The sequence below is a fragment of the Bradyrhizobium uaiense genome (assembly GCF_010811875.1).
Classification (GTDB): Bacteria; Pseudomonadota; Alphaproteobacteria; order Rhizobiales; family Xanthobacteraceae; genus Bradyrhizobium; species Bradyrhizobium uaiense.
The window spans coordinates 1-12,411 of sequence record NZ_VKHP01000258.1 but is presented as its reverse complement, the minus strand read 5'-3'; the positions used below and the strand labels follow the sequence as shown (position 1 = coordinate 12,411).

Genomic DNA, 12,411 nt, shown 5'->3' with positions numbered 1-12,411 from the left:
CGAACTTCAGCGCCACCTTGGAGAAAGTCTCGGTCAGCTGCTCCATCCGCACCCGCTCGGACGGATCGATGCGCGGCGTCGGCGCGGTCTCGATGGTTAGGATCACGTTCTTCTCGTGCAGCACCTTGTAGTGCTTGAGGCTGTGCATCAGCGCGGTCGGCGCACTGACGGGATCACTGGTCAGGAATACTGCGGTGCCGGAGACACGCTGCGGCGGCCGCTTCTCCAGCATCGCGACGAGATCGGCGAGCGGGAATTCCAGCTTGCGCGACTTCTCGAACAGCAGCCGGCTGCCGCGCCGCCACGTGTACATCACCACGATCATGGCGCCACCAAGCGCGAGCGGCACCCAGCCGCCCTCGAACACCTTGAGCAAATTGGCGGCCAGGAACGTGATGTCGAGGAACAGGAACGGCGCGACCAGCGCCGCAGCGGCGATCGGCGACCAGCGCCAGACCTTCCAGATCACCACAAAGCCCATCATCGCCGTCACCACCATGGTGCCGGTCACCGAGATGCCGTAGGCCGAGGCCAGCGCGCTCGACGAGCGGAACATCAGTACCAGCACGATGACCGCGATGAACAGGAACCGATTGATGCGTGGCATGTAGATCTGCCCGGAATGCGCTTCCGAAGTGTGGCGAATCTCGAACCGCGGCAGCAGGCCGAGCTGGATCGCTTGCCGGGTCAGCGAGTAGGCGCCGGTGATCACGGCCTGGCTCGCGATCACGGTCGCCAGGGTCGCGAGCGCAACCATCGGGATCAGCGCCCAGTCCGGGAACATCAGGAAGAACGGGTTCTCGATGCCCTTGGGATCGCCGATCAGGAGCGCGCCCTGCCCGAGATAGTTCAGCGCCAGCGACGGCAGCACGATGAACATCCACGCGGTCTGGATCGGGCGCTTGCCGAAATGGCCGAGGTCGGCATAGAGCGCCTCCGCGCCGGTCACGGCGAGGAACACGGCACCGAGCGTGATGAAGCCGATCACGCCGTGATGCAGCATGAACGACACCGCAAGCACCGGGTTGAATGCGAGGAACACCTCGGGATGCCGCGCGATCTGCGGCAACGCCGCAACGGCAATCACGGCGAACCAAACGCACATCACCGGCCCGAAGAAAGCCGCGACGCGCGCCGTGCCGCGCGACTGCACCGCGAACAGGAACACCAGGATCACCACCGTGAGCGGGACGACATAGGGATCGAAGGTCGAGGTGACGAGCTTGATGCCTTCGATCGCCGACAGCACCGAGAGCGCCGGCGTGATGACCGCGTCGCCGTAGAACAGCGCGCCGCTGATGATGCCGAGCAGCACGATCGCGCCGGCCCCCTTGGTGGCAGCGCGCTGCGCCAGCGCCATCAGCGCCAGCGTGCCGCCTTCGCCATTGTTGTCGGCACGGAGCAGGATCACGACGTATTTCAGCGTGACGACGACAATCAGCGCCCACAGGATCAGCGAGAGCACGCCGAGCACCGCATGCGCGGTCACCGCGCCCTCGCCGCCGGCAGCAGCGACAACGGCTTCACGCAGCGCGTAGAGCGGGCTGGTGCCGATGTCGCCATAGACGACACCGATACTGCCGAGCAGCAGCGCCTTGAAGGTGGCGGTCGAATGCGCCTCGCCATGGCCGTTTGCCGCCGGCGCTTCCGCCGCGGTGATCGCACTCTCGGATGACATGGGAAGCTGAGCCTCTGTCTTCTGCCGCACTGCAACAATGCCGGAACGCAGGCCTATACTCCCGGCAGGAATGCATAGGTTAGCACGGATTCAGGCCTCCACTATGCGTATCGCGCATAGATCAGGGCTTTTCAACGCCGGAATTCGCTGCTGGCTCAGATAGTTACCTGAGTACCCACTTCAACCACCCTCCCTGTCGGGATCTGGAAATAGTCGGTCGCATCGTTGGCGGACCGGCTCATCGCGATGAACAGATGGTCCTGCCACTGCGGCATGCCCGATTGGGCGGACGGCTTCAGCGACCGCCGCGACACGAAGAACGAGGTCGCCATGATGTCGAACTGCCAGCCGAGCTTGCGGGCGACCGCCAGCGCCTTCGGCACGTTCGGCGATTCCATGTAGCCGAAGCGCAGCCGAACTGCGGTGAACTTGTCGCTGATCTTCTCCATGTTGACGCGCTCCGACACATCGACCCGCGGCGTCGGTGCGGTCTCGATGGTCAGGATTACGTTGTGCTCGTGCAGCACCTTGTTGTGCTTGAGATTGTGCAGCAGCGCGGTCGGCACGAAGCTCGGGTCGCTGGTCAGGAACACCGCGGTGCCCTTGACGATGTGCGGCGGCCTCTTCTCCAGACTGCGGATCAGGTCACGCAGCGGAACCTCGATGCGGCGGGTCTTGGCGATGAGGATCGCGGCGCCACGGCGCCAGGTCCAGATCATCGTCGCCATCACGACGCCGAACAGCAGCGGCACCCAAGCGCCCTCGAGCAACTTCAGCAGATTGGCACTGAAGAACGTCATGTCGACGATCACGAACGGCAGGATCAATGCCGCTGCCGACGCCACGCGCCAGTTCCACAGCTTCCAGATCACGATGAAGCCCATGATGCCGTCGGCGACCATGGTGGTCGAGACCGCGATGCCGTAGGCCGAGGCGAGCCCGCTCGAGGTGCGGAACAGCAGCACCAGCAGCAGCACGCCGATCAACAGCAGCCGGTTGACCCGCGGCAGATAGATCTGCCCGGCATGGGTCTCCGAGGTGTAGCGGACCTCGAAGCGCGGCAGCAGTCCGAGCTGCACCGCCTGGCTGATCAGCGAATAGGCGCCGGTGATGACCGCCTGGCTTGCGATCACGGTCGCGGCGGTGGCGAGCCCGACCAGCGGCAGCAGCAACACGTCCGGCACCATGCGGTAGAACGAGTTCTCGATCGCCGCCGGATCGGACAGCACCAGCGCGCCCTGCCCGAAATAATTCAGCAGCAGCGAGGGCAGCACGAAGAACAACCAGCCGGACTGGATCGGCTTGCGGCCGAAATGCCCGAGATCGGCATACAGCGCCTCGCCGCCGGTCACCGCGAGGAACACGGCACCCAAGGTCACCAGGCCGACGGTGCCGTGGGTCAGCAGGAACTGGAGCGCGTAATAGGGATTAATCGCCGCCAGCACCGACGGATCGTCCATGATGTGGACCACCCCCATCACCGCGAGCGAGGCGAACCACACCACCATGACAGGCCCGAACGCCGAGGCGACGCGCGCGGTGCCGGAGCGCTGCACCGCGAACAGCGCAACCAGGATCAGGATCGTCAGCGGCACCACATAGTGCTCGAGATGCGGCGTCGCGAGCTTGAGGCCTTCGACCGCCGACAGCACCGAGATCGCCGGCGTGATCATGGAGTCGCCGATAAACATCGAGGCGCCGACCACGCCGAGCGCGAGCAGCGGCCAGCTGCGCCGTCCAAGCGCGCGCTGACCGAGCGCCATCAGCGACAGCGTGCCGCCCTCGCCATTGTTGTCGGCGCGCAGCAGCAGCAGGACGTATTTCGCGGTGACGACGGTGAACAGCGCCCACAGGATCAGGCTGAGCACGCCGAGCACCATGATGCGGGTGACGGGCTGGCCGTGCGCGGCGCCGCCGACCGCCTCGCGGAATGCGTAGAGCGGCGAAGTTCCGATATCGCCGAACACCACCCCGATGCTGCCCAGCGTCAGGGCCCAGAAGCTTGAGGTGCCCTGGCCTGTTGCTTGAGCATCCCGGGCTTCGGTGGATGAGACGCTGGCAGCCATGGCGAAGGTTGGAACGCCCGATCGGTTGATTTTGATCCGCGCGGCTATCGACGCTTCCGCCCCGCCTGTCAACCAACCAACAACCAGCTCGACGGTAGCATGGTATTTCGTGGTTACGGCTTCAGGTCCGGCGGCAGGGGCGGATTTTCCCGCATCAACGTGATGGTCACGCGACGGTTCGCCGGCAGCGTCGGATCGTCGGGAAACAGCGGCTGGCCGTCAGCCTTGCCGGAAACCGCGAAGACATGCGACGGCGGCAGCCCTTCCCGTTCCAGGATCTGTCGCACCGCATTGGCGCGGTCCGCGGACAGGTCGAAGGCGTCGTAATCGCTGCGCGCCGGCACGAAACCTGCGGCTGTATGCCCCACGATCGCGATCCTGAGCGGCGTCGCCTTCAGCGGCGCGGCGAGCTTCTGGATCAGCCGGCGGGTGCGCTCATACGGCTCCCTGGAGCCGTCGGCGAACATCGAGCGGCCGTCCTGGTCGACGATCTCGAGGTTGAGCCCCTCCTTGGTCTCCTCGAACATGATGTTCTTGGATATCTCGGTCAGCTCCGGCATGTCCTGCAGCGCCTGCCGCAGCGAGGCCGAGGCGAGCGCGAATTCGCGGTCGATCTTCAGCCGCGCGCCGTTGATCTGGCTGCGCTCCTTCTCGTCCGGCGTCGGATTGGCGGAGGACTCTTCCGGCGAGATGTGCTCGACATTCTTCAGCTTGGGCCGGGTCGGCAGGCCGTCGGACTCGACGATCCCGGAATAGCGCACATTGGTCTGCACGCCGAACGCGTCGCGCATCGAACCGGCGACGATCTTCAGCTTGTTGTTGTCCATGGTGGAGAATGCGACGAGCATCACGAAGAAGCTCATCATCAGACCCATCAGGTCGGCGAAGGTCACGAACCAGCCGTGACCTCCACCATGGGCGTCGCCGCGCTTTTTCTTGGCCATTGTCGCGTTTTTCCGGCTGCGTTTCCCGAACCCGCCGGCCGGTCAGGCCGGGACCGGCTCGCCTTCCTCGTGGCGATGCTTCTCCGGCAGATAGGCCAGCAGCATCTCGCGCACCAGCGCGGGGCTCTTGGAGTCGCGGATCATCAGGATGCCGTCGATGATCAGCGTGCGGTTGGTCTCCTCGTCGAGCAGCTTGCCGTGCAGCTTGTCGGCGATCGGCAGGCAGAACAGGTTGGCGACCAGCGCGCCGTACAAGGTCGCGAGCAGCGCGGTTGCCATGAACGGGCCGAGCTTGGAGGGGTCGGTCATGTTGGCGAACATCTGCACCATGCCGATCAGCGTGCCGATCATGCCGAACGCCGGCGCGCAGTCGCCGATCGCGCGGTAGATCTTGCTGCCCTCGTCGAGGTGCATCAGGAAATTGTCGCGGTCGCGCTCCATGTTGTCGCGGATGAATTCGAGGTCGTAGCCGTCGGCGACATAGCGGATGCCCTTGGCGAGGAACGGCTCGTCGGTCTCGACCTTCTCCAGGCCGACCGGGCCCTGCTTGCGGGCGATCTCGGCGATGCGGGCAAGCTCGTCGACCAGGTCGCGCGCCGACAGCCGGCTCATGGTGAAGGCAAATTTGGCGCCGAGCGGCAGGCCATGCAGCATCACGCCGAGCGGAAAGCGGATCATCGTTGCCGCGATCGAGCCGCCAAAGATGATGATCATGGCGTGCTCGGAGATGAACATGTGCAGATCGCCGCCCATGAACATCATCACCGAAATGACGATGATGCCAGCCAACAGCCCGGCGCCTGTCATGATATCCATGAGAAACTCCAACGCGAACGCAATCCGCCTGTCCTGGACGGCGCGCAGCCCAAGGCGGGCCGCGTGGAAAAACCCTATCGTTAATGCCATTAAGGACGCGTTACCGAATTTGGTAGGGATAACAACGGGTAAACGCCGGTCTTCTCGCGATGTCGTTGAAGATGCTGGATTTCCGCATGGGATGCCGTCGCTGCATGCGCAAAAGGCCTCCCCGTAGAACAACGGACATGAGATAGGTTCGACCAGAGGAAACGAACAAGCGAGCAGGACAGGATGAAGGCGGTCGTCGTCGAGCAATATGCGCCCATCGATCAGATCGAGCTGAAGCAGATCGCCACCCCTGAACCCGGCCCCGGAGAGATCCGCGTCCGCGTCCATGCCGCGAGCATCGGCTTCGTCGATGGGTTGAAGGTCGAGGGCCGCTACCAGACCAAGGATGCCCTGCCCTTCACGCCCGGTGCGGAATTCGCCGGCGTGGTCGATGAGGTCGCAAGCGATGTCACCGGCATCGCGCGGGGCATGCGGGTGATGGGCGCGGCACGCTCGGGCGCATTGGCCGAGTATATCGTGGTGCCGCCAGCCGCCATCGAGATCATGCCCGACGGACTGTCGATGGAGGCCGCCGCCGCCTTCCGCACCAACTACCTCACCGCGCTCTACGCGCTCGGCGAGCGCGGCCAGCTTTGCTCCGGCGAGCAACGGCTGGTGCTCGGGGCCGCCGGCGGCACCGGCATCGCCGCGATCCAGGTCGGCAAGCTGCTCGGCGCGCGCGTCGTCGCGGCGGCCTCCATCGACAGTCCGTCGGGCATGATCTCGATGGCGGCTGGCGGCACCACGATATACTCGGCCAATGCGCCCGAGCGTGCCGCGCCCATCACCCGCATGCCCCGCGCGATGCCGGTGACATCGCTTGCGACCTCATCGACCACGCCGGCGAATTCCGCACCGGGCGTGAAGGGCAGGGCATCCTTGGTCTGGTAGCGGCCCTCGACCTTCAACCCATCGACGAAGCCGATGCTCGCGGCATGGACGCGGACGCGGATCTCTCCGGGGCCGGGTTCAGGGGTGGCGATCTGCTTCAGCTCGATCTGATCGATGGGCGCATATTGCTCGACGACGACCGCCTTCATCCTGTCCTGCTCGCTTGTTCGTTTCCTCTGGTCGAACCTATCTCATGTCCGTTGTTCTACGGGGAGGCCTTTTGCGCATGCAGCGACGGCATCCCATGCGGAAATCCAGCATCTTCAACGACATCGCGAGAAGACCGGCGTTTACCCGTTGTTATCCCTACCAAATTCGGTAACGCGTCCTTAATGGCATTAACGATAGGGTTTTTCCACGCGGCCCGCCTTGGGCTGCGCGCCGTCCAGGACAGGCGGATTGCGTTCGCGTTGGAGTTTCTCATGGATATCATGACAGGCGCCGGGCTGTTGGCTGGCATCATCGTCATTTCGGTGATGATGTTCATGGGCGGCGATCTGCACATGTTCATCTCCGAGCACGCCATGATCATCATCTTTGGCGGCTCGATCGCGGCAACGATGATCCGCTTTCCGCTCGGCGTGATGCTGCATGGCCTGCCGCTCGGCGCCAAATTTGCCTTCACCATGAGCCGGCTGTCGGCGCGCGACCTGGTCGACGAGCTTGCCCGCATCGCCGAGATCGCCCGCAAGCAGGGCCCGGTCGGCCTGGAGAAGGTCGAGACCGACGAGCCGTTCCTCGCCAAGGGCATCCGCTATGTCGCCGACGGCTACGACCTCGAATTCATCCGCGACAACATGGAGCGCGACCGCGACAATTTCCTGATGCACCTCGACGAGGGCAGCAAGATCTACCGCGCGATCGGCGACTGCGCGCCGGCGTTCGGCATGATCGGCACGCTGATCGGCATGGTGCAGATGTTCGCCAACATGACCGACCCCTCCAAGCTCGGCCCGTTCATGGCAACCGCGCTGCTCGCGACCTTGTACGGCGCGCTGGTCGCCAACCTGTTCTGCCTGCCGATCGCCGACAAGCTGCACGGCAAGCTGCTCGACGAGGAGACCAACCGCACGCTGATCATCGACGGCATCCTGATGATCCGCGACTCCAAGAGCCCCGCGCTGGTGCGCGAGATGCTGCTGGCCTATCTGCCGGAGAAGCATCGCCACGAGGAAGGCGAGCCGGTCCCGGCCTGACCGGCCGGCGGGTTCGGGAAACGCAGCCGGAAAAACGCGACAATGGCCAAGAAAAAGCGCGGCGACGCCCATGGTGGAGGTCACGGCTGGTTCGTGACCTTCGCCGACCTGATGGGTCTGATGATGAGCTTCTTCGTGATGCTCGTCGCATTCTCCACCATGGACAACAACAAGCTGAAGATCGTCGCCGGTTCGATGCGCGACGCGTTCGGCGTGCAGACCAATGTGCGCTATTCCGGGATCGTCGAGTCCGACGGCCTGCCGACCCGGCCCAAGCTGAAGAATGTCGAGCACATCTCGCCGGAAGAGTCCTCCGCCAATCCGACGCCGGACGAGAAGGAGCGCAGCCAGATCAACGGCGCGCGGCTGAAGATCGACCGCGAATTCGCGCTCGCCTCGGCCTCGCTGCGGCAGGCGCTGCAGGACATGCCGGAGCTGACCGAGATATCCAAGAACATCATGTTCGAGGAGACCAAGGAGGGGCTCAACCTCGAGATCGTCGACCAGGACGGCCGCTCGATGTTCGCCGACGGCTCCAGGGAGCCGTATGAGCGCACCCGCCGGCTGATCCAGAAGCTCGCCGCGCCGCTGAAGGCGACGCCGCTCAGGATCGCGATCGTGGGGCATACAGCCGCAGGTTTCGTGCCGGCGCGCAGCGATTACGACGCCTTCGACCTGTCCGCGGACCGCGCCAATGCGGTGCGACAGATCCTGGAACGGGAAGGGCTGCCGCCGTCGCATGTCTTCGCGGTTTCCGGCAAGGCTGACGGCCAGCCGCTGTTTCCCGACGATCCGACGCTGCCGGCGAACCGTCGCGTGACCATCACGTTGATGCGGGAAAATCCGCCCCTGCCGCCGGACCTGAAGCCGTAACCACGAAATACCATGCTACCGTCGAGCTGGTTGTTGGTTGGTTGACAGGCGGGGCGGAAGCGTCGATAGCCGCGCGGATCAAAATCAACCGATCGGGCGTTCCAACCTTCGCCATGGCTGCCAGCGTCTCATCCACCGAAGCCCGGGATGCTCAAGCAACAGGCCAGGGCACCTCAAGCTTCTGGGCCCTGACGCTGGGCAGCATCGGGGTGGTGTTCGGCGATATCGGAACTTCGCCGCTCTACGCATTCCGCGAGGCGGTCGGCGGCGCCGCGCACGGCCAGCCCGTCACCCGCATCATGGTGCTCGGCGTGCTCAGCCTGATCCTGTGGGCGCTGTTCACCGTCGTCACCGCGAAATACGTCCTGCTGCTGCTGCGCGCCGACAACAATGGCGAGGGCGGCACGCTGTCGCTGATGGCGCTCGGTCAGCGCGCGCTTGGACGGCGCAGCTGGCCGCTGCTCGCGCTCGGCGTGGTCGGCGCCTCGATGTTTATCGGCGACTCCATGATCACGCCGGCGATCTCGGTGCTGTCGGCGGTCGAAGGCCTCAAGCTCGCGACGCCGCATCTCGAGCACTATGTGGTGCCGCTGACGATCCTGATCCTGGTTGCGCTGTTCGCGGTGCAGCGCTCCGGCACCGCGCGCGTCGCCTCGGCGTTCGGGCCTGTCATGGTGGTGTGGTTCGCCTCGCTCGCGGTGATGGGGGTGGTCCACATCATGGACGATCCGTCGGTGCTGGCGGCGATTAATCCCTATTACGCGCTCCAGTTCCTGCTGACCCACGGCACCGTCGGCCTGGTGACCTTGGGTGCCGTGTTCCTCGCGGTGACCGGCGGCGAGGCGCTGTATGCCGATCTCGGGCATTTCGGCCGCAAGCCGATCCAGTCCGGCTGGTTGTTCTTCGTGCTGCCCTCGCTGCTGCTGAATTATTTCGGGCAGGGCGCGCTGGTGCTGTCCGATCCGGCGGCGATCGAGAACTCGTTCTACCGCATGGTGCCGGACGTGTTGCTGCTGCCGCTGGTCGGGCTCGCCACCGCCGCGACCGTGATCGCAAGCCAGGCGGTCATCACCGGCGCCTATTCGCTGATCAGCCAGGCGGTGCAGCTCGGACTGCTGCCGCGCTTCGAGGTCCGCTACACCTCGGAGACCCATGCCGGGCAGATCTATCTGCCGCGGGTCAACCGGCTGCTGTTGATCGGCGTGCTGCTGCTGGTGCTGCTGTTCCGCACCTCGAGCGGGCTCGCCTCGGCCTACGGCATCGCGGTCTCGACCACCATGGTCGCCGACGGCATCATGGGCTTCATCGTGATCTGGAAGCTGTGGAACTGGCGCGTGGCGTCGGCAGCGGCATTGATCCTGCCGTTCGTGATCGTCGACATGACGTTCTTCAGTGCCAATCTGCTGAAGTTGCTCGAGGGCGCTTGGGTGCCGCTGCTGTTCGGCGTCGTGATGGCGACGATGATCTGGACCTGGCGCCGTGGCGCCGCGATCCTCATCGCCAAGACCCGCCGCATCGAGGTTCCGCTGCGTGACCTGATCCGCAGTCTGGAGAAGAGGCCGCCGCACATCGTCAAGGGCACCGCGGTGTTCCTGACCAGCGACCCGAGCTTCGTGCCGACCGCGCTGCTGCACAATCTCAAGCACAACAAGGTGCTGCACGAGCACAACGTAATCCTGACCATCGAGACCGCACCGACGCCGCGGGTCGATGTGTCGGAGCGCGTCAACATGGAGAAGATCAGCGACAAGTTCACCGCAGTTCGGCTGCGCTTCGGCTACATGGAATCGCCGAACGTGCCGAAGGCGCTGGCGGTCGCCCGCAAGCTCGGCTGGCAGTTCGACATCATGGCGACCTCGTTCTTCGTGTCGCGGCGGTCGCTGAAGCCGTCCGCCCAATCGGGCATGCCGCAGTGGCAGGACCATCTGTTCATCGCGATGAGCCGGTCCGCCAACGATGCGACCGACTATTTCCAGATCCCGACAGGGAGGGTGGTTGAAGTGGGTACTCAGGTAACTATCTGAGCCAGCAGCGAATTCCGGCGTTGAAAAGCCCTGATCTATGCGCGATACGCATAGTGGAGGCCTGAATCCGTGCTAACCTATGCATTCCTGCCGGGAGTATAGGCCTGCGTTCCGGCATTGTTGCAGTGCGGCAGAAGACAGAGGCTCAGCTTCCCATGTCATCCGAGAGTGCGATCACCGCGGCGGAAGCGCCGGCGGCAAACGGCCATGGCGAGGCGCATTCGACCGCCACCTTCAAGGCGCTGCTGCTCGGCAGTATCGGTGTCGTCTATGGCGACATCGGCACCAGCCCGCTCTACGCGCTGCGTGAAGCCGTTGTCGCTGCTGCCGGCGGCGAGGGCGCGGTGACCGCGCATGCGGTGCTCGGCGTGCTCTCGCTGATCCTGTGGGCGCTGATTGTCGTCGTCACGCTGAAATACGTCGTGATCCTGCTCCGTGCCGACAACAATGGCGAAGGCGGCACGCTGGCGCTGATGGCGCTGGCGCAGCGCGCTGCCACCAAGGGGGCCGGCGCGATCGTGCTGCTCGGCATCATCAGCGGCGCGCTGTTCTACGGCGACGCGGTCATCACGCCGGCGCTCTCGGTGCTGTCGGCGATCGAAGGCATCAAGCTCGTCACCTCGACCTTCGATCCCTATGTCGTCCCGCTCACGGTGGTGATCCTGGTGTTCCTGTTCGCGGTGCAGTCGCGCGGCACGGCGCGCGTCGCGGCTTTCTTCGGGCCGGTGATGTGCGTTTGGTTCGCCGTGATTGCCGTTGCGGCGTTGCCGCAGATCGCGCGGCATCCCGAGGTGTTCCTCGCATTCAACCCGGTGCTTGCGGTGTCGTTCATGCTGCATCACGGCGTGATCGGCTTCATCACGCTCGGTGCCGTGTTCCTCGCCGTGACCGGCGCGGAGGCGCTCTATGCCGACCTCGGCCATTTCGGCAAGCGCCCGATCCAGACCGCGTGGATGTTCATCGTGCTGCCGTCGCTGGCGCTGAACTATCTCGGGCAGGGCGCGCTCCTGATCGGCGATCCCAAGGGCATCGAGAACCCGTTCTTCCTGATGTTCCCGGACTGGGCGCTGATCCCGATGGTTGCGCTCGCGACCCTGGCGACCGTGATCGCGAGCCAGGCCGTGATCACCGGCGCCTACTCGCTGACCCGGCAAGCGATCCAGCTCGGCCTGCTGCCGCGGTTCGAGATTCGCCACACTTCGGAAGCGCATTCCGGGCAGATCTACATGCCACGCATCAATCGGTTCCTGTTCATCGCGGTCATCGTGCTGGTACTGATGTTCCGCTCGTCGAGCGCGCTGGCCTCGGCCTACGGCATCTCGGTGACCGGCACCATGGTGGTGACGGCGATGATGGGCTTTGTGGTGATCTGGAAGGTCTGGCGCTGGTCGCCGATCGCCGCTGCGGCGCTGGTCGCGCCGTTCCTGTTCCTCGACATCACGTTCCTGGCCGCCAATTTGCTCAAGGTGTTCGAGGGCGGCTGGGTGCCGCTCGCGCTTGGTGGCGCCATGATCGTGGTGATGTACACGTGGCGGCGCGGCAGCCGGCTGCTGTTCGAGAAGTCGCGCAAGCTGGAATTCCCGCTCGCCGATCTCGTCGCGATGCTGGAGAAGCGGCCGCCGCAGCGTGTCTCCGGCACCGCAGTATTCCTGACCAGTGATCCCGTCAGTGCGCCGACCGCGCTGATGCACAGCCTCAAGCACTACAAGGTGCTGCACGAGAAGAACGTGATCCTAACCATCGAGACCGCGCCGACGCCGCGCATCGATCCGTCCGAGCGGGTGCGGATGGAGCAGCTGACCGAGACTTTCTCCAAGGTGGCGCTGAAGTTCG

Annotated in this window: 9 protein-coding genes and 1 pseudogene; 5 read left to right on the top strand and 5 right to left on the bottom strand. The window is 64.8% G+C overall.

From position 1 onward, the window contains the following. The 4 genes from FNJ47_RS38750 to FNJ47_RS38735 all read right to left on the bottom strand — a co-directional run. Positions 1-1,678 (bottom strand): potassium transporter Kup (locus FNJ47_RS38750; protein ID WP_163161092.1); only part of this gene is annotated, 1,678 nt, incomplete at its 3' end. 155 nt (positions 1,679-1,833) lie between these two features. Further along, positions 1,834-3,744 carry a potassium transporter Kup gene (locus FNJ47_RS38745; RefSeq protein WP_163161093.1) on the bottom strand — a complete coding sequence of 637 codons (1,911 nt, stop codon included), beginning with the start codon at positions 3,742-3,744 and terminating at the stop codon, positions 1,834-1,836. Positions 3,745-3,857: 113 nt separating this feature from the next. Further along, positions 3,858-4,688, bottom strand: coding sequence for an OmpA/MotB family protein (locus tag FNJ47_RS38740; protein ID WP_163161094.1), 831 nt, complete (start codon positions 4,686-4,688; stop codon positions 3,858-3,860). Positions 4,689-4,730: 42 nt separating this feature from the next. Beyond that, positions 4,731-5,504 carry a motility protein A gene (locus tag FNJ47_RS38735; RefSeq protein WP_163161095.1) on the bottom strand — a complete coding sequence of 258 codons (774 nt, stop codon included), beginning with the start codon at positions 5,502-5,504 and terminating at the stop codon, positions 4,731-4,733. Between the two features lie 273 nt (positions 5,505-5,777). On the opposite strand from FNJ47_RS38735, the gene FNJ47_RS38730 reads away from it, so the two are divergent. After that, on the top strand, positions 5,778-6,485 hold the full coding sequence (locus FNJ47_RS38730; protein WP_347341771.1) for an alcohol dehydrogenase catalytic domain-containing protein: 708 nt from the start codon (positions 5,778-5,780) through the stop codon (positions 6,483-6,485). Here FNJ47_RS38730 and FNJ47_RS51815 read toward each other — a convergent pair. Beyond that, positions 6,380-6,634 (bottom strand): annotated as a pseudogene (locus FNJ47_RS51815) (alcohol dehydrogenase catalytic domain-containing protein); the annotation flags it as partial. The gene FNJ47_RS38730 and the pseudogene FNJ47_RS51815 sit on opposite strands and share 106 nt — an antisense overlap. 273 nt (positions 6,635-6,907) lie before the next feature. Between FNJ47_RS51815 and FNJ47_RS38720 the strand changes: the two are divergent. The 4 genes from FNJ47_RS38720 to FNJ47_RS38705 form a co-directional block, all read left to right on the top strand. Then, entirely contained in the window at positions 6,908-7,681 is a 774-nt protein-coding gene (locus FNJ47_RS38720; protein ID WP_163161095.1) for a motility protein A, read from the top strand. Between the two features lie 42 nt (positions 7,682-7,723). Next, a complete protein-coding gene (locus FNJ47_RS38715; protein WP_163161094.1) occupies positions 7,724-8,554 on the top strand; it encodes an OmpA/MotB family protein in 831 nt (276 codons plus the stop codon). 113 nt (positions 8,555-8,667) lie between these two features. Next, positions 8,668-10,578, top strand: coding sequence for a potassium transporter Kup (locus FNJ47_RS38710; RefSeq protein WP_163161093.1), 1,911 nt, complete (start codon positions 8,668-8,670; stop codon positions 10,576-10,578). 155 nt (positions 10,579-10,733) lie between these two features. Next, positions 10,734-12,411, top strand: a 1,678-nt coding sequence (locus FNJ47_RS38705) for a potassium transporter Kup (protein ID WP_163161092.1), incomplete at its 3' end; no start/stop codon positions are given.

Coding starts and splice junctions, on each gene's coding strand:
- FNJ47_RS38745 (WP_163161093.1), bottom strand. CDS start 3,744: ATGGCTGCCAGCGTCTCATCCACCGAAGCCCGGGATGCTCAAGCAACA.
- FNJ47_RS38730 (WP_347341771.1), top strand. CDS start 5,778: ATGAAGGCGGTCGTCGTCGAGCAATATGCGCCCATCGATCAGATCGAG.
- FNJ47_RS38715 (WP_163161094.1), top strand. CDS start 7,724: ATGGCCAAGAAAAAGCGCGGCGACGCCCATGGTGGAGGTCACGGCTGG.
- FNJ47_RS38740 (WP_163161094.1), bottom strand. CDS start 4,688: ATGGCCAAGAAAAAGCGCGGCGACGCCCATGGTGGAGGTCACGGCTGG.
- FNJ47_RS38735 (WP_163161095.1), bottom strand. CDS start 5,504: ATGGATATCATGACAGGCGCCGGGCTGTTGGCTGGCATCATCGTCATT.
- FNJ47_RS38720 (WP_163161095.1), top strand. CDS start 6,908: ATGGATATCATGACAGGCGCCGGGCTGTTGGCTGGCATCATCGTCATT.
- FNJ47_RS38710 (WP_163161093.1), top strand. CDS start 8,668: ATGGCTGCCAGCGTCTCATCCACCGAAGCCCGGGATGCTCAAGCAACA.